The organism is Gilliamella sp. Occ4-3 (assembly GCF_001690675.1).
In the GTDB taxonomy this organism is placed as follows: domain Bacteria; phylum Pseudomonadota; class Gammaproteobacteria; order Enterobacterales; family Orbaceae; genus Gilliamella; species Gilliamella bombi.
This window is the reverse complement of record NZ_LZHR01000065.1, coordinates 1-17,071: the sequence shown is the minus strand read 5'-3', so window position 1 is coordinate 17,071 and position 17,071 is coordinate 1. Positions and strand designations below refer to the sequence as shown.

General features: G+C 36.2%; 18 protein-coding genes. 14 read left to right on the top strand and 4 right to left on the bottom strand.

Features of this window, described 5'->3' with window-relative positions; genetic code table 11:
- Positions 1–156: 156 nt before the first annotated feature.
- The 4 genes from A9G44_RS07395 (at position 157) to A9G44_RS07380 (ending at position 4,199) form a co-directional block, all read left to right on the top strand.
- Positions 157–450, top strand: coding sequence for a type II toxin-antitoxin system RelE/ParE family toxin (locus A9G44_RS07395; protein ID WP_065561130.1), 294 nt, complete (start codon positions 157–159; stop codon positions 448–450).
- 2 nt (positions 451–452) lie between these two features.
- A complete protein-coding gene (locus A9G44_RS07390; protein WP_065561131.1) occupies positions 453–755 on the top strand; it encodes an addiction module antidote protein in 303 nt (100 codons plus the stop codon).
- A gap of 89 nt (positions 756–844) precedes the next feature.
- Complete coding sequence (locus A9G44_RS07385; RefSeq protein ID WP_065610122.1) at positions 845–3,841, top strand: phage tail tape measure protein; 2,997 nt, start codon at positions 845–847, stop codon at positions 3,839–3,841.
- A 16-nt stretch (positions 3,842–3,857) separates the two neighbouring features.
- Positions 3,858–4,199, top strand: coding sequence for a phage tail protein (locus tag A9G44_RS07380; protein ID WP_065610119.1), 342 nt, complete (start codon positions 3,858–3,860; stop codon positions 4,197–4,199).
- Positions 4,200–4,538: 339 nt separating this feature from the next.
- Here A9G44_RS07380 and A9G44_RS07375 read toward each other — a convergent pair whose 3' ends face one another.
- Both A9G44_RS07375 and A9G44_RS14060 read right to left on the bottom strand, forming a co-directional pair.
- Entirely contained in the window at positions 4,539–4,985 is a 447-nt protein-coding gene (locus A9G44_RS07375) for a type II toxin-antitoxin system HicB family antitoxin (protein ID WP_034910051.1), read from the bottom strand.
- A 22-nt stretch (positions 4,986–5,007) separates the two neighbouring features.
- Positions 5,008–5,190 (bottom strand): type II toxin-antitoxin system HicA family toxin, encoded by a 183-nt coding sequence (locus A9G44_RS14060; RefSeq protein ID WP_034910050.1) that lies wholly within the window; start codon positions 5,188–5,190, stop codon positions 5,008–5,010.
- A gap of 140 nt (positions 5,191–5,330) precedes the next feature.
- Between A9G44_RS14060 and A9G44_RS07365 the strand changes: the two genes are divergently transcribed.
- From A9G44_RS07365 to A9G44_RS07320, 10 genes are all read left to right on the top strand, one after another.
- Positions 5,331–6,065 (top strand): phage minor tail protein L, encoded by a 735-nt coding sequence (locus A9G44_RS07365; protein ID WP_065610116.1) that lies wholly within the window; start codon positions 5,331–5,333, stop codon positions 6,063–6,065.
- A gap of 1 nt (position 6,066) precedes the next feature.
- On the top strand, positions 6,067–6,789 hold the full coding sequence (locus A9G44_RS07360; protein WP_065610114.1) for a C40 family peptidase: 723 nt from the start codon (positions 6,067–6,069) through the stop codon (positions 6,787–6,789).
- Complete coding sequence (locus A9G44_RS07355) at positions 6,779–7,396, top strand: tail assembly protein (RefSeq protein WP_065590004.1); 618 nt, start codon at positions 6,779–6,781, stop codon at positions 7,394–7,396. The genes A9G44_RS07360 and A9G44_RS07355 overlap by 11 nt, the downstream gene beginning before the upstream one ends.
- A gap of 7 nt (positions 7,397–7,403) precedes the next feature.
- Positions 7,404–10,694, top strand: coding sequence for a host specificity protein J (locus A9G44_RS07350; protein WP_065610113.1), 3,291 nt, complete (start codon positions 7,404–7,406; stop codon positions 10,692–10,694).
- Between the two features lie 7 nt (positions 10,695–10,701).
- Positions 10,702–11,751, top strand: a complete 1,050-nt coding sequence (locus A9G44_RS07345) for a hypothetical protein (RefSeq protein WP_065610111.1) — start codon at positions 10,702–10,704, stop codon at positions 11,749–11,751.
- A 13-nt stretch (positions 11,752–11,764) separates the two neighbouring features.
- Positions 11,765–12,058 carry a hypothetical protein gene (locus A9G44_RS07340; protein WP_065610109.1) on the top strand — a complete coding sequence of 98 codons (294 nt, stop codon included), beginning with the start codon at positions 11,765–11,767 and terminating at the stop codon, positions 12,056–12,058.
- A 64-nt stretch (positions 12,059–12,122) separates the two neighbouring features.
- On the top strand, positions 12,123–13,559 hold the full coding sequence (locus A9G44_RS13695) for a hypothetical protein (protein ID WP_218837555.1): 1,437 nt from the start codon (positions 12,123–12,125) through the stop codon (positions 13,557–13,559).
- Between the two features lies 1 nt (position 13,560).
- The gene (locus A9G44_RS07330) at positions 13,561–14,091 is read left to right on the top strand and encodes a tail fiber assembly protein (RefSeq protein ID WP_065610107.1); all 531 of its coding nucleotides are present in this window, start codon (positions 13,561–13,563) and stop codon (positions 14,089–14,091) included.
- A gap of 139 nt (positions 14,092–14,230) precedes the next feature.
- Positions 14,231–14,716, top strand: coding sequence for a Panacea domain-containing protein (locus tag A9G44_RS07325; protein WP_218837554.1), 486 nt, complete (start codon positions 14,231–14,233; stop codon positions 14,714–14,716).
- A gap of 10 nt (positions 14,717–14,726) precedes the next feature.
- A complete protein-coding gene (locus tag A9G44_RS07320) occupies positions 14,727–15,146 on the top strand; it encodes a hypothetical protein (protein ID WP_081298288.1) in 420 nt (139 codons plus the stop codon).
- 542 nt (positions 15,147–15,688) lie between these two features.
- On the opposite strand, the gene A9G44_RS07315 is transcribed toward A9G44_RS07320, so the two are convergent.
- Together A9G44_RS07315 and A9G44_RS13510 are read right to left on the bottom strand one after the other, a co-directional pair.
- A complete protein-coding gene (locus tag A9G44_RS07315) occupies positions 15,689–16,156 on the bottom strand; it encodes an STY0301 family protein (RefSeq protein ID WP_065610104.1) in 468 nt (155 codons plus the stop codon).
- Positions 16,157–16,788: 632 nt separating this feature from the next.
- Positions 16,789–16,962 (bottom strand): hypothetical protein, encoded by a 174-nt coding sequence (locus A9G44_RS13510; protein ID WP_179854822.1) that lies wholly within the window; start codon positions 16,960–16,962, stop codon positions 16,789–16,791.
- Between the last annotated feature and the right edge of the window lie 109 nt (positions 16,963–17,071).

The window sequence follows — 17,071 nt, the reverse complement described above, 5'->3', positions numbered from 1 at the left end:
GAAAGGTGATTATAATACATAGCAATCTCCAAACTGTGGTGGTGCGAAGGTGCTAGTATAAATCACCTTTCTACTTTCTTCACTCCACCGTGTTTAAAATTGCACTTCATGTTTGAATCCAGGTATAATAGTTTTAAATTAAAACAGGAATAAAGCATGATTACTGTAAGTTATACACCGCAAATGGAAAAATGGTTGAAGTCGCTTAAAGATAAAACTGCAGCAGCTAAAATTAAAGTTCGAATTCGTCGCATGCAAGAAGGTAATTTTGGTGATGTTAAGCCTGTAGGCAGCGGTGTATCAGAAATGCGTATTCACTGTGGAAAAGGGTATAGGGTTTATTTTGTTAACCGCAATAATGAAATTGTTATTTTATTGTGTGGCGGTGACAAGGATACACAACAAACAGATATTAAAATTGCTAAAGAATTAGCAAATAAATGGGGTTAATTATGACTACAAAACTAAAAACTTTTGATGTGGTTGATTTTTTAAATACTGATGAAGAAATGCAAGAATATTTAAATGCCGCAATAGAAGAAGGAGACCCTAAATTTTTATTTATTGCACTTGGTGATATAGCTAGAGCTAAAAACATCAGTCAGCTTTCACGTGATACAGGTATAAGCCGTGAGGGTATTTATAAAGCGTTATCAGGTGAGGGGAATCCTACTTTTAATACAATCTTTAAAATTGTTCAAGCATTAGGTTTGCAAATGCAGTTTTCCTCACAAAAACATGCTGATTGTTGTTAACTGAGTATGGAAAATCTAATGTAGATATACAAAATAAAATCAAACTTAAAGCTCGCAATTGCGGGCTTTTTTTATGTCTGGAGAAAATTATGGCAGAAGAAATCACATCACTAAAGCTTAAGATTGATGTGCAAAGCGTCGATGAAGCGAATAAAAAACTAGATGATTTTAGTAAAAAGGCGGAGAGCGCGGCGTCTGCTACTGATGAGTTCGATAACTCACAACAAATTATCAAAAGCTCATTATCTCGAACAGCTAAAGAGGTTGACGAAGTTCATCAACGTATTGCCGAATATCGTAAAAGCCTTACAGCAAATACAAACTCAGCGAAAAAATTTGCTGAATCTAGCGATAGATTATATGTCGGTTTCCGAAATCAAATTGACAGTCTAAAAGATGTTAATACCGCCTCAAAAGAGCTTGCAAGAGTTAGAAAAATGCTTGCAAAAACTTATAAAGACGGTCAAATAGATATTCACAATTATAGTCAATTACTCTCAGATATCGCAATCAAGCAAAAAGAAGTAACGACTGCTGAAAACATTGCAAGCAAAGCGCGAACTGATTTTTTAAATAAATTAAAAGTGCAGGTTGCTACTCAGAATCTATCAAAAGAGCAGTTATTGCGATATCAAGCTGCACAACTTGGGGTTAGCTCATCTGCTGATGTTTATATTCGAAAACTAACGCAAGCAACGAAAGAAACCCAAAAATTAGGCACAGCGTCTTTAGCTACTAAGCACCAGTTAGCTACAATGACGACACAGATGATGCGAGGGAATTTCACAGGTCTACAAACTTCTAGTATGTCTATGATCATGAAAAATGGCATAGGCAATACTTTTAGCACGCTGTTAACCTCGTTGAATCCCGTTAACATCGGTATTTCAGCAATGGTTGGCTTGCTCGGTAGCATGATACCAAAGCTTTTTGAAACCGAAAGCGCTACTGATAAATTAGCAGCGGCGCAAGATCGTTTAAATAAAGTATTGAACACAGACAAAAAAACTGGTTTTACTTTCTTGTCTGACGATATGATGCAATTGCTTAAGAAAAATAAACCACTTGTTAGAGCGCTATTAAAATCAAGTGAAGAAGATGTTGAGAAATCAGTTTCAAGTATTAAAACTAAATTACAAGATAGTATTAAAAGTGTTACTGACGGTTTTTCTGATTTTGCTAGATCGGCTAATTCGATGGGGTTATCAGCGGAATCAACTTTAGATTCAGTGTTGAGTTATATACATAAGCTTAAAACGGAAGGCGCAGTTGGAGCTGATGAACTTTACAGCATTGAAAGCAAGATTAGTAAATTATCAGAATATTTTGACATAACAAAAGAAGGTGCTCAAGACGTGCTTGAGCAATTATCAGAGATAAAATCTGAAACCGATTCAGTAAAAACGGAAGAAAAAGTAACTCAGCTTATTAATAGATTGAGTGAATTATATGCGAAGTCGAACGGTGGTAATGAAAAATTCAAATCTTTGATAGACGGGTTGGTTGAAATAGCAAAATCAGCGGATAAAGCATCAGCACAACTACAATTTTTGCAGTTCATCAGCGGAAACGCAGACAAAGCAACAGACCCGAAAAAAAGTCCGTTTTACCAGTACTCACAAATGATAATGACGCGTAGCGAGCGTGCAAAAGCTGAAATTGAGGAGATGAACAGAAAGGCTGATGAAGCTAACAAAATATATAAACCGGGCGATGACAATTATGTAACTGATGAAAAGAGAAGAAAAGCTGCGGCAAAGATTAGAGCTAACAACGCCGAAAAAACAAGCTCAGCAACCAATTTATTACGCACATCACAACAGCAAGAAATCAGCTTAAAAAGTCAGCTTCAAGCACTTCGGGAACAGAGCTTGACGGTTAACACAATCACATCGGAGCGCAAAAAGTACTTTGATTTACAAGCTCAGATTCAAACGCTAGAAAGTACTGGCAATAAAGCAAGAATGTCAGCGCATGAAAAGTATGTACTTGCACATAAAGATGCTTTACTTGCTCAGTTTGCTAAAAATGCAGCTATTAGTGAAGAAATTGCACAATACGAAACAGCGACTAAAGCACTTCAAAAAATGCAAGAGTACACAACAAACTTATCTGCAAAATCTAAAGCTAGCCAAGCTACGTTCGGCATGACGTCAAAAAATGCGAATCGCTACAATGAAATGTCAGAGCTTGACGCTCAGCGTGATATTGCTTTAAAAGGCACTAGTAATCCTACAGAAATAACAAAAATCACCGAGGAATATAACAAGGCAAAACAAGCGCTACAACAAAGTTGGCAGCAGGAAGACATTAATCAAACCGATTGGTTCGCAGGGCTAAAAGTGGGTATTAATGAATTTTCAGATGCTTCACAGAACATGTTTGATGCGTTTCGTGATTTAGGACAACAAACCATGAGTTCTGTTAGCCACTCATTAACTGAATTTGTTACGACTGGGAAAATGAGCTTTAAAAGCCTTACTAAGTCAATTCTCACCAACATTATCGAAATTATCAATAAGTTACTAGTTGCTCAAACTATCCAATCAGCCATGGGCTGGATGGGCTTTGGCGGAGGTGGTGCTGGTGCAGCAACGGGAGGGCTACAGCAAGCTTATAACGGTGGATTGATTAGAGGTTACGCAACTGGTGGGGATGTTAGATACAGCATTAACTCGTGCGGTTTTACAGGGCGGGGTAATAAGTATGAACCAGCAGGTATTGTTCACAAGGGCGAATTCGTATTCACCAAAGAAGCGACAAAGCGTTTAGGCGTTGGCAATCTTTACGCGCTGATGAACGACGCTCAAAGAGGATACGCAAATGGAGGCGCAGTTAATCTTGGTCCTGCTTCACCAATTGCTTTTACTCGTAAATCTAATAAATCATCAAGCGCTATAAATGTTAATACTAATGTGACATTAAACATGGAATCTAATAGTGAATCAGGGGCGACTAACTCAAGCATTGATTCAAATTCTATTGAAAGTCAAGCTGCTGCAATAATTGATCGGCGCGTAAATGAAACGATAAAAAAACTTGTTTCACCGGGCGGTGATTTATATAACCTGATGCGCGCAAGATAGGTATTAGGAGGAGGAAATGACAATAGATGTTTTTAAATGGAAAACAATGGGCAATCCGAAACATACAGATTCATCAAACATTAACGAAGCTGGATTTGGTGACGGATATGTCCAGTTATCCAGTAATGGTATTAATAATACAAGTGAGACTTGGGACTTAACTTATACAGGATGCATCAATGAAATAAAAGAGGTTCGTGATTTTTTAAACTCGCACATCATAAAGTCGTTTAAGTGGAAAAATCCGTACGGCGAAGAAAAATTGTATCGAGTTGTGAATAAATCTATCGAATCCGAATTTGTTGGCGGCAGAGTTGTTTCATTATCATTCAAATTTATTCAAGCTTATTCACCTTGATTAAAAACTGGTCAGCAAAGACATTGATTTTATTAAAGTTTTTCCGGTGTTTTTTGATGGCAATTCTATAACCCTTTTTTTAACTTGCTTTATAATTCATTGAAAAATATAGATTAATTTCAGTGCTAGAAAAAAGGGTTATTTTTGGAAAAATGGCTAAATTTTAGTTAAAACAAAAGGCTATGTTTGATATAATCTAGATTACCGCTGCATAAGCGGTTTAGAAAATTAAGACTTTATCGTTAGATTTACGAACATTGTTCACCGCCGAGTAGGCGAACAAACCACCTGCGGGTGGTTTTTTATTAGCAGTTGTATGGCGCTTAATAACCAAAATAATTAACGCACTCTATTTTGTGCCGCCAATTCATTAATAGCAGCTTCTGCCAAAAAATTACTCCGATCCTTATAAAAGGAATTCGGCGCTTTAACTGCGTTATCTATTCTATCGATAAGAATATCGGGTAATGTGATATTAATTCTTTTTTGTTTTCCAACAAATGATGATAAATCAACATCGATAATTACCCACGTATCGCAATGAGCATACTCATCGTTATTTTTATACGAAACATGATCGTTGTGAATATCTTTAACATCATAATCGCCTGATTCGATCATGTCTTGAACTGTTAACAAAATAGCTTCAGTTGCCATTGCTGGAATATCACTTTCTTTATCAGCAGCAGAATAACAATCATATTTATCATTGCATAACGCAGGCACGACAATGCCGTAAGCTGTATTGCTATCGTTCGGTGTTTCAATGCCAAGAGTAAAAAACATAATACCTCCAAAAGTTGGCGGGCTATAAAAGCCCCGCCGATTTTTTGATTGATCTTACTGTGCCAACCGGTAAATCTGATTTTGGATGAGGAACTGGAAACGTTTTATTAGTTATCGGTGAGTAAAACATATGATGACTACCTCTAACTCTTTTCAGAATACACCCTGCACTGGTAAGTTCTTTTATCAGGTCAGTTGATTTCATGTTTACCTCCTAACCTGAAAATAATTATACACACATACACACAAACAGCAAGTAAAAATACAAGTAAAAATACAAGTAAAAATACAAGTAAAAATACAAGTAAAAACACAAATAAATTAGTTTAATCATCTGGAGAAACTATGCCAATAACACAAGATTTACAAACACTTGAGGGTAACCAGCTTATACAACTAATAGAGGTGGATGGTACAAAGTTTGGTCTTGATGAAGTGCTGAGATTTCATGCTCATAATATTTCGCCTGACGGTTGGGCGTCATTTGCCGCTGAGAATTTACCATCAATAAAATGGCAAGGTAAAGAATATTTACCGTATCCATATGAGTTAAAAGACATTGAATTAAGTAGCACTGGCTCACAGCCAACACCAAGGTTATCAGTTGGCAATATAGACGGTAGGGTAACTCGGCTTTGTATTGATTATGATGATTTGGTCCAAGCAAAAGTCAAAATCCACACGACAATGGCTAAGTACCTTGATGCGGATAATTGGCTTAATGGAAACCCCACCGCTGACCCAACTCAAGAGCGAGTTCAGCTATTTTTTATCAATAACAAACGAGAAGAAACAAAAGCGACCGTTGAGTTTGAATTATGTTCACCTTTTGACATACAAAACCTTAAATTACCAACACGGCAAATAACAACGGTTTGTACTTGGTGTATGCGCGGTTGTTATAGAACAGGGACAGGGTGCGACTATGCAGGCAATAAGTACTTCACTAAAGATGGCATAGAGACGGATGACCCTGCTAAAGATCAATGCGGTGGCTTGTTAAAGGATTGTAAAGCTCGCCATGGCAATAATCCTCTCCCTTTTGGTGGTTTCCCTGCAGCGAATTTACAAGGTAAATGATATGAGACAAAAATTATTAGATGCTATAAAAAAACATGTTGATAGTGAATATCCTAACGAGGCGTGCGGTCTGATTGTGGATACGGGTAAAACTCAAAAATATATACCATGTAAAAACATATCAGACAATCCCAAAGAGCATTTTTTAATCTCACCTGATGAACAACTGGAAGCCGAGAAACAGGGTGAAATCATTATGATTATTCACTCTCACCCTGATGTGGTATCACTTGTCCCGTCAGAATTTGATCGTATTCAATGCGACTATTCAGGCCTTGAATGGGGAATTATGTCTGTCCCTGACGGTGATTTTTGCACAATATCACCGCGTGTAAATCGGGATTATACGGGGCGTCAATGGCTGCTAGGGTATGCTGATTGTTGGGCACTTATTATGGATTACTATAAACGAGAGTATAACATAAGCCTAAAGAACTATTCTGTTACTCGCGAATGGTGGGAGAGTGGAGATGAAAATATTTATGATGAAAATTGGCAATCAGAGGGGTTTGTTGAGGTGGAGCTCGAAGACATGAAGATTGGCGACATCATTATGATGCGAATTGGTGCACAGGTTACAAACCATGCCGCTATCTATGTAGGTGACAATCTTATTCTTCATCATCTTTATGGCCAATTATCATCAAGAACACCATACGGTAAATATTTTAGAGATAGAACCGTTCGAATAGTACGACACAAGGAGTTATTTAATGCTGAGTAATGTAACGTTTAAAGGCGCAATGGCTAAGCAATTTGGCAAGAATCATCAATACGATGTGCAAGATATTAAAGAAGTGTTAAGAGCGTTATGCGCAACGATAAAAGGCTTTGAAAAATACATGAGTTCAGCGCATATGAAAGGTGTCAAATTTGCTTTTTTTGTTGACGGCAAAAACATTGGTATTGATGAGTTTGATATTAATGCAAGTGGTAAAAATTACATGATCATGCCTGTAGCTCAAGGCTCTAAAAGTGGCGGAATGCTACAAATTATTATTGGTGCTATTGCGTTAGTGGCTGCATTTTTTACGGCAGGTGCGTCACTGGCGGCGTGGGGAGCAGCGATGGCTGCCACAACGGTTACTGCAACATCGATTTTAACAGGAATCGGTATTAGCATGATGCTTGGCGGGGTTGTTCAATTGCTCACACCTCAGCCGAAATTTAACGCTGGCGGTTCATCTAGCGCAGAAAACAAGCCCAATTATGGATTTGGTGCGCCAGTTAATACCAACGCGGTGGGTTATCCTGTAGCTATTTTGCTAGGTGAGCGTGAAATTGGTGGTGCAGTAATTAATGCTGGTATTTATTCAGAAGATCAACAATAGGTGAATTATGCACTTGATAGAAGGTCAAAAAGGCGGAGGTAAAAAACCGCACAAGCCGTATGAGCAACCAGATAACTTACTTTCAACAGCCAAGCTTAAAGCATTGATTGCATTAAGTGAGGGTGAGATTCAAGGTGATATTACAGAACAAAATATTTATATTGATAACACACCGCTAGCTAATGTCGATGGTTCACGTAATTTTAATGGTGTTATTTGGGAGTTTCGTAATGGATCACAAACTCAAGAATATATTAAAGGCATCCCTGAGATAAGTAATGAACTGCGGGCAAATTATATAGTAAAGGCCAATAAACCTTGGGTTCGCTCATTTTCTAACTTAGATTTAGATGCAATTAGAATTAAGTTGAGTTTGCCTACTCATGTTGAATATAAAGAAAATGGCGATATGGTTGGTACAGTCACAAAGTATGCAATTGATCTATCAACGGATGGCAGTGCTTTTGAAACGGTTGTGAATGCGGAATTTAATGGTAAGACTACATCTGAATATCAACGAGATCATCGCATAAATCTGCCAAGTGCGGTAAATGGTTGGGCTATTCGAGTAAGACGATTAACGCCAGATTCTAACTCTAATAGTAAATTAATTAACGCATTTGCTGTATCTTCTTACGCAGAAGTGATTGATAGTAAGTTACGATATCCAAATACTGCCTTGCTTTACATTGAGCTTGATGCTAGTCAATTTAACGGAGCCGTGCCCAAAATCAGTTGTAAGCTAAAAGGAAAACTTGTTCAAGTTCCAGATAATTACGATCCAGTTAGCCGAACATATTCAGGAGTTTGGCAAGGTGGCTTTAAAATGGCTTACACGAATAATCCTGCTTGGCTGGCTTATTATTTAATGCGTGATGAGATAGCTGGCATGGGATTACGAATTGATTCTACCATGCTAGATAAATGGTCTATCTATCAACTAGGGCAATACTGCGATCAAATGGTTTCGGATGGAAAAGGAGGCAAAGAGCCACGTTTTGCTTGTAATGAGTATATACAAAGCCAAGAAGATGCTTACACAGTACTTAAAGACTTGGTGGCGTCATTTCGTGGGATAATTTTTTGGGGTAATGACCAGATTTGTTTAACGGCTGACATGCCACAAGACGAGCCTGATTTCATCTATCATCCATCTAACGTTATCGGTGATTTTGCATATTCAGGTGGTTCATATAAAAATAGATATACTTCGTGCTTAGTTGCTTATTCTGACCCTAATAATCATTATTGTGATGATGTAGAAGCTGTATGGGACTATGATTTAATGCGTCGATACGATGTTAATGTGATGAAATTAACTGCGATCGGTTGTACATCACAAGCAGAAGCCCAAAGGAGGGGGCGTTGGGCATTACTTTCCAATGCGAAAGATGAAGTAATCACCTTTACTGTTGGCTTGGATGGGTATATCCCCATGCCTGCGCGAATTATTGGCGTAGCCGATCCGTCCCGTTCAGGTAAAGAAAACGGTGGGCGAATTCATGCCGTTTCTGGGCGAAAAATAACGCTAGATAGAGCTGTTGATTATGGCGCAGGCGATCGACTAGTAATTAACTTACCTGACGGAACAGCACAGAGCAGAACCATTAAAGCAATTAGCGCAGATAAAAAAACAATTACGGTTTCTGCTAATTATAAAATTGAACCCGTGGCTGGTGCAGTTTGGTGTATAGATAGTGATAATATTGCAATTCAATATTTTAGAGTGACATCAATATCGGCAACTGAAAAAGGTCAATTTACAATAACGGCTATCCAGCACGATCCTGATAAATTCAAATATATTGATGAGGGTATTCGGATTGAGTCAAAACCTATTACCGTTACTCCACCAAGTTCAATTTCTACCCCCAAAAATATTGTTGTTTCCGAAAGTAGCTACATCTCTCAAGGATTGTCAATTGCCTCTTTAAATGCAACATGGGATACGGTGGAAGGAGCAACAAACTACGTTGCGCAATGGCGAAAAGATAATTCAGCTTGGATTAATGTTGGTCGTACAAACGGCACAAATTTTACTGTTGAGGGGGTTTATTCAGGTGTCTATGAAGTTCGTGTAAGAGCTGTTAATGCAATTGACGTATCTTCACCTTGGGCATATTCACAAGCGACTTCAATTAAAGGTAAGGTTGGTAAACCAGACAAACCAATTGGGTTTACAGCTAGTGATGACGTTGTTTTTGGCGTTGATTTAAAGTGGTCGTTTCCTGACGGTAGCGGTGACACAAGTCATACTGAAATCCAATACTCTACTAATGAGAGTGAAGAAAAGGCGCTATTGTTAAGTAATGTTACGTATCCAAGTTGTAGTTATTCACAAACAGGATTATCAATTGGTCAAGTGTTTTTCTACCGTGCTCGATTGATTGATAAGATCGGAAACGTTAGCGACTGGACAGAATGGGTGAGGGGGATTTCTAGTACAAATACTAACGATTTAACCGATCATATTTTTGATGAAATCAAAGAAACCGATGCTTGGAACTCTCTTATTGATTCAGTTGATAATGCGGCGATTAGTTCAATAGAAAACGCAAAGGCGATCATTGAAAATGCGTTAGCTAATGATACCGAAACACGCCGTCGCAGAGTTGAAAATGGTAGCTTATCGGCTGAAATCAAAGAAACCAATCATGCATTGTTAACTGAAAAAGAGGCGACAGCAATTGCATTACGTGAGTTAAACTCTAAATACGGTGATGTTAGTAGTAATTTAACAGAGCTTAAAAAAACCACCGCGGAACAAAATTCAGCTACAGCACAAGCCATTCAATCCATCAACACTAAAGTGGGGGACGTATCTACGTCAATTTCAGATGTAAGCCAAACTGTAAATAATCTCAATGGCAAAATTTCAGCTCACAGAACCATGAAAATTCAGGTTGATAATAAAGGTCAACAGTATGTTGCAGGTATGACAATGGGGGTTGAAAATACCGAAACTGGTATGCAATCTAATGTCATATTTCTTGCTGATAAATTTATGATTATGAATCAAGCTAATGGCACACCAGTACCAGCGTTTATCATTAAAGACGGCAATGTCATCATGAACGGAGCAATTATTGGTAAAGCTTCATTAAATTTTACAACAATTTCGGATACGATTCAATCTGAAAACTATGTTCCGGGAAAGTCAGGGTGGCGGTTATTTAAAGATGGTAATTTTGAGATAAATAGCTCATTTCTTGGAGGCGGAAGAATTGAATTAAACGGCAGTGGATTAGCCGTCTTTGATGAAAGAAATGTACTGAGAGTAAAACTAGGTAAATTGTGAGGTAAAAGTGTCAAGTTACGGCTTAAAGATTTTTAGTGCTGATGGACCTGATATTATATTAGATTCATCTCACACTATGTGTTGTATTTTAGGGATATGTAGTGTTGAGCAACACCAAACAGGCATTTATGTTCCAGATGGGTATCAGTATTATGTGCATTTAACAAACGGCTCTGGTTATAATGTTGACTTTGAGATGGATGAAGACGGTACCAATATTTGGGTTTGTGGTGCATTTGATTCACGCAGTTATCTAGACAATAATCGACAAGTTATTTTGGTAAATGGCCCAAACGCGTGGGGGTATGGTGGTGATAGCGGTAGTGGGTATAACCAACTATGTATAATAGTTGGTTATCCGATGCATAATCCGGTTTCTGGAATAGGTATTTCATTTACAGGTCAAAATAACTTTTTTTCCATCAATCAAGCATCATTATGTGCTCCCGTGGTATTTAAGGGAGACATTACAATATCAGCTAAAGATGGTTGGCGACCAAGCAATATTAATCCTCACCTGAATTTCAACAATTGTGCAGTCTTTGTTTATAGTGACAAACAAAATACTTCAATCGGAATCGGATTTAATCGTGATTTTTATGAACATGCTTTATTTGCTCATAATAAAGATGGTGTAAGATTAAATTATGATATTTCCATAAAAGTAGTTGTTTTTGCAAAACAAAAAACAATAAATACCCTGTCAAAATACGGGATGAGGATTTATAATTCATATGGGGAAACAGTATGTGATTCAACATCAGGGCTTTTAATTAATCCACAGCTATACAGTTTTGGATCTGTTAGCCATGGTGAATTCGTCAGTATACCTAATATTAGACGCCCCATGTTCATCCCGACATCAATTGGCGGTTATGCGAGTTTCGATAAATACAGTGGCGTCACAAAGCAAGTTGGCTTTGCTTCAAATGGATTTAGCCTAGCACCATCTTATATAAATCACGAAAATTATGAATGGACCCACCCATTTAATGGAAAATTTACTTCAAACTTTCCGTTAATGATTTTAGACGCTGAAAATTATTTTAAATTTTAAAAATGGAGCAATGATGAAAAAAATAATATTACTATTCATGTTGTTATTTTCTGGCGATTCGTATTCTGAAAATTTAAATTGCAATGCAATTTATAAAGAAAAAATATTAGGGGGAGCAATAAAAAGTTTTGAAATTAGTAAAGTTAGAAAAATGAATGACAATCACTATGATTTAAGGCTTAAATTGACTGGTTCCATACGACAAAAATTAGATAGTTTCCCGACTGAGAAAACTCATACTTTAATTGATATCAAATGCGCAAACGCCGAAAAAGAAAAGCAATTAAAGGGATTGTTAAAATTATAATTCAATTTATTCAATAAAACCGCTCATGTAGCGGTTTTTTTATATTTAAAATTTGAGGAAAATTATGTCTTGGTACAAAACAGGCACGGTAAACGTAACAGATAACAGCAAAATAGTAACTGGGATTAACACTAAATGGACTAATCCATTAATAGGCATTTGTTCTGGACAAATGTTGATACTACAAACATCAAATACAATAGAAATTTATGAGATTGCATCAGTTCAGTCAGATACACAGCTAACACTAGCAAAGGATTATAGCGGAGCAAGTAAAACAGGTGTTAAGTATGAAATACCAACATCGCCCAAAGTTTCTATCGAAGCTTTAGCATTACGTGTATCTGAAATGTTGAATTATTATCAAATCCAACTGGACGCTTGGCAAACCTTATTAACGGGTGATGGAGAGGTAACATTAACAGCACCAGATGGACAAATTGTCACTATAAAATCTCAATATTCAATACAAAAAGAGTTAATAAAACTGGTTGAACAAGGTAAAGTTTTTGCACAATCAGCAAGCGAATCAGCAACAACAGCAACTAATGCTAACTCATCAGCTAAATCGTATTCAGATTCAGCAAAATCATATGCAGATAGTGCGAGTTCATCAGCTACAGAGTCACGTAACTCAGCAGAGCAATCTAGTAATAGCGCAAATGTCGCTGTCTCATCTGAGCGCAATGCTAGAACATCTGAACAAAATGCTAAAAAATCAGCAGATGATGCTAAAAATTGGGCGTCTACTATCGATAATTCAAATTTTATCAAAAAAACAGGTGAAGAAAACCAGTCAATTAATGGCTCGATAGATGTTAAAAAATTAACTGAACAAGGGCAACGTGTTTACTCGCCGAATAATAAACCAACCGCTGATGATATTGGTACTGTTCCAGCCATTAAAGAGGTTGTTAACGACTCACCTATTTACAAGGTGGGTGCTCACATAGTTGTAAAAGACATGATTGGCGACCAACGATTAATGCCGTTTCGTCGTGATGAACTGCCTTTTGGTTGGTATTTTCGCAACGGTGATAATTTTCTTTTAGATTCACCACATGGGCGAGCTTTAAATAGTTTGTCAGCTAATTATAAAAACGATCATCGCATTACGATAAAAACAATTAACGGTAAACAATACATTAATGTACCAACAGCATTTGCACCCGACGGTCGAGGTTATTTTGAGCGTGCAGTAAATGGAATCAACAGGCAAGTTGGTAGCACTGAAGATGATGCGATTCGTAATATTTATGGTCAACAAGGCGTTAGGGGCGGAGTTGATGCATCAATAGATATAAACGGTGGTTTTACTCCATATACATATGTATTTAGTTATTCTAGGGGAGTGGGCAAACAAGCGATAGTTGTTCAAGATTATAATTCTTTGGCTGAATCCGTCATCTCAACATTTGATGCATCACGCATAGTACCTACGGCTCACGAAAATAGACCTCTCAATATCGGTATGACACCTGTAATTTATTTAGGAGTTTAATATGATTAATTATTATTTTGATAACACAAATGAACTAAGACCGTTTACACATAAATTAGAAGCTAATGATGATACATTACCGCCAGACAATGCGTTACGTATCGCTCCTGAGTTCAAAGATGGATATTGTCCGTGTATGCAAAACGGTGCCTGGGTGTTAGTTGAGGACAATAGGGATAAAACCGTTTATAACATTGAAACAAAAGAAGCAAAAAAAATCGATTATCTCGGTAAAATCAAGAGTGGGTTTACTGAGCTAAAACCGTTCGAGTTTTGTAAATGGAGCGGAAAAAAATGGGTATTAGATGAAGATGCAAAAAATGAACATATCATCAAAAATAATCAAAATTTAAAAAACGCATTACTCAACGAAGCTAACGAAAAAATAGCTATTTTGCAAGATATTATCGATTTAGATATGCAAGAAGCCGACGAAGAAGCGCAGTTAAAAGCGTGGAAAAAATATCGAATCTTGTTAATGCGTGTTGATGCGTCAGATGTTAATGCTGTGTTTCCTGTAAAACCTGAATAATCAAAACACACTATCAATCTTCAACTTAGACTTCTTAGCACTTGAATTTAGTATTAATACAATCCCAATAATTTGTTGAATAAATCTTTCCTATTTAGATAACTTAAATTATAATCGCTCAAAGTTAACAACGTGAGTTGTGGATAATCTTCTAACAAAAAGGTTGCATATTATGACAAATTTAACGTGCTTTGATGTAGCAAACTACATTCTTTCATTAAATGATAACGATGCTGGTGACCTTATTTCGAATTTGAAGCTACAAAAACTGGTTTATTACACTCAAGGCTTTTCTTTAGCGATCTTGGGTAAACCGTTATTTAATGAAAAAATAGAAGCATGGATGCACGGACCTGTTATTCCCGATCTATACCATAAGTACAAGAGTTTTGGTTCAGGAGCAATAGATACAGATAATCTTGATATTGATTTTAGTAAATTTTCTGAAGATGAAAAAAATTTAATTCAAGATGTATTTAATATGTACGGACAATACTCAGCATGGAAATTACGAAATTTAACGCATGAAGAGCCAACATGGATTGGTGCATATGGTAGAAGTAATTCTACAGAAATTTCCTTAGATAGTATGAGAAAATACTTTTTAACGCAAATAGAGAATTAACTTTTTGTTCATGGCTAAAATAAAGCACCCAAACAAACAAGATAATTCAAGAATAAAACCAAGAGAAAATGAAAAGGTTTCTACAAACACTTTTACACCTATATTTTCATTTGAGCACATGATAGACAAGTGTCATTGTGTGGATTGTTGTGAAAACGATGATTTAGTTGCATTGGTCAAGAGAATAAGATTATTGAGCAAAATAACGTGGAATCAAATACTTTCATCTTCCAGACATAAATTAGGGTGTGAAAAGATTGCTAGGGATTCAATTAACGAAAAAATTCCAACAAAATTACATGGTCAGGAAGGTATTAATTTTTTGTCTTTAAGATTTAATGGAATGAAGCCGATGATTGGATTTAGAGAAGATCGTATATTTCACATAATTTGGATTGATTTTGATTTTAAAGTTTATAAGCATGAATAAATCATCATAGTTAACTTATCAAACAGGCCAAACTCCATTCTCAATCTTCAACTTACAATACTCAACAGCGTCATGTAGCATCACAAAATCGGCGATATCGTATAGTGTTTTCTGCGTTTGATAGAACACGTAATTGTGTTCGTCGTCGCTGTTGATAATGTAGCATTCGCCCGTAATTTCTATTTCGTAATCATCGGGCGTTTGGCGTATGTAAATTGGTAGCGTGTAGTTTATTGTTATCATGATAAGTAAAGTGTGAACTTTTTAGAGGGTATTTTATATTGATTGTATTTTGATGTGAAATAGTGATGAAAAAATCAATGTTATGATGTATAATTAGCGCGTCAAGATTCCAATGCAAGCCCTCGATTATTTCACGGTATAGAGGGTTTTGTTTTATAAAATACACTAAAAATCTTTGAAGGTATTTTTGACGGTATTTTAAAGTGTTCAGTATTAAATATTCATATTGTTCAATTGGTTAATTTTTTGGTTCGATTCCTGCTGGGGTCGAAATTATACCGTTCAATAAAATTCAAAACCTATTTAACTTCTTGCAATTCACTAGTACTACACTTAAGCGTGATGTGTAATCGATCGAATTGATCCATCGAATCAATTTCCCAGCAACTTTTCATGGTTGTAGCGATTTTTTTTATTAGATTTACTTCACCATAATTGTAATCACAACTGACCCAACTACCTCCTTGGTCGTAAGTGGTGTTTACGCTCCAGGTTGTTTGATGTTCTTTGCCATCAATGATACCAGCATCTGGTTTTTGCTGGATTTTTTTAGCGGGGTTGTCAGAATAGACGCCAAAGCCATCAAGCAATAATAACGCATCTTTCTTTTCAGAAACCATCCAATCGTCAGGTAGATTATCAATATCTAAATGAGCAGATTTAATTGTTATTGAGCTTGGGCAAATTATTTCGTTGGCTTGAGCAGAGGGTAAAGCACTAATCGAAGCTAAAAAGAAAATACTAAGGTTGATTATTTTATATTTCATGGATAGATCCAGATAAAGCGTTGATTGTGCAATTATGCCAATGTTATCAATTACGTCAAGTGTAAAAAAGAAGATATTACTCAGTTTTTTAAAGATATTTAGTATGTTATGGTAGATTTATAGGTGGCTCGTTTTTTAAACTAATAGTGATAAAAATCAGACAGAAAACTTATTGATTTTGTTGATTTCTTTGTTTGGCTATTTTTAGTAAATTAAGGGTTTATATAGCGAATATACCATCAATCCCTTAAGCTTAAGTGATTATTGGCATGATAGTGGTTTACACTTGTTAACAATTAAACTTAGCTTGCCTAGTAATCAATTTTTGTCCGTATAAATCGATAATCACCAACAAATATAACCAACCTTCACTTATTTTAATATAAGCGATATCAGTTATTTATATTGCATTAGGCTTATAAGGTTAAATTGTCAATCTAACGTATTGGGAACGATATTATTATGGATGCTGGTATTTATGTCATGGTTGACTTCGTAATCTAAATTGTTGCAAAACATGGCTAATATGAAACTTGATAGTCTATATCTCTGGCATCATGAGGCGACTCTGCTTACTCAAACTTGCCTTATGGTGCCAATACTGCTTTTTGATATACTCGAATTTTACTGATTTAATACGGCATTTTAGCCAGACATAATAACCTGATGTACTGACGCCAAGTAATTGACACACCTTGGTTATGAAATAGGTTATTAAATGATTTTTTATTTAGGTGAGCTTCAGCGACTTGGATTTTGGTTTTAGGGTGTTTCCAAAAAACAGGAAACTTATGTTGTTGTGACATATTTGTGCCGTAAATAATGTAAAGTAAACTAAAAAATAGTGAATAAGTATACAGTAATCGAATTAGCTAACATCTTCTTTTATTAATTTATAATAAATTAAAATAATAC

Coding starts and splice junctions, on each gene's coding strand:
- A9G44_RS07395 (WP_065561130.1), top strand. CDS start 157: ATGATTACTGTAAGTTATACACCGCAAATGGAAAAATGGTTGAAGTCG.
- A9G44_RS07390 (WP_065561131.1), top strand. CDS start 453: ATGACTACAAAACTAAAAACTTTTGATGTGGTTGATTTTTTAAATACT.
- A9G44_RS07385 (WP_065610122.1), top strand. CDS start 845: ATGGCAGAAGAAATCACATCACTAAAGCTTAAGATTGATGTGCAAAGC.
- A9G44_RS07380 (WP_065610119.1), top strand. CDS start 3,858: ATGACAATAGATGTTTTTAAATGGAAAACAATGGGCAATCCGAAACAT.
- A9G44_RS07375 (WP_034910051.1), bottom strand. CDS start 4,985: ATGTTTTTTACTCTTGGCATTGAAACACCGAACGATAGCAATACAGCT.
- A9G44_RS14060 (WP_034910050.1), bottom strand. CDS start 5,190: ATGAAATCAACTGACCTGATAAAAGAACTTACCAGTGCAGGGTGTATT.
- A9G44_RS07365 (WP_065610116.1), top strand. CDS start 5,331: ATGCCAATAACACAAGATTTACAAACACTTGAGGGTAACCAGCTTATA.
- A9G44_RS07360 (WP_065610114.1), top strand. CDS start 6,067: ATGAGACAAAAATTATTAGATGCTATAAAAAAACATGTTGATAGTGAA.
- A9G44_RS07355 (WP_065590004.1), top strand. CDS start 6,779: ATGCTGAGTAATGTAACGTTTAAAGGCGCAATGGCTAAGCAATTTGGC.
- A9G44_RS07350 (WP_065610113.1), top strand. CDS start 7,404: ATGCACTTGATAGAAGGTCAAAAAGGCGGAGGTAAAAAACCGCACAAG.
- A9G44_RS07340 (WP_065610109.1), top strand. CDS start 11,765: ATGAAAAAAATAATATTACTATTCATGTTGTTATTTTCTGGCGATTCG.
- A9G44_RS13695 (WP_218837555.1), top strand. CDS start 12,123: ATGTCTTGGTACAAAACAGGCACGGTAAACGTAACAGATAACAGCAAA.
- A9G44_RS07330 (WP_065610107.1), top strand. CDS start 13,561: ATGATTAATTATTATTTTGATAACACAAATGAACTAAGACCGTTTACA.
- A9G44_RS07320 (WP_081298288.1), top strand. CDS start 14,727: ATGGCTAAAATAAAGCACCCAAACAAACAAGATAATTCAAGAATAAAA.
- A9G44_RS07315 (WP_065610104.1), bottom strand. CDS start 16,156: ATGAAATATAAAATAATCAACCTTAGTATTTTCTTTTTAGCTTCGATT.
- A9G44_RS13510 (WP_179854822.1), bottom strand. CDS start 16,962: ATGTCACAACAACATAAGTTTCCTGTTTTTTGGAAACACCCTAAAACC.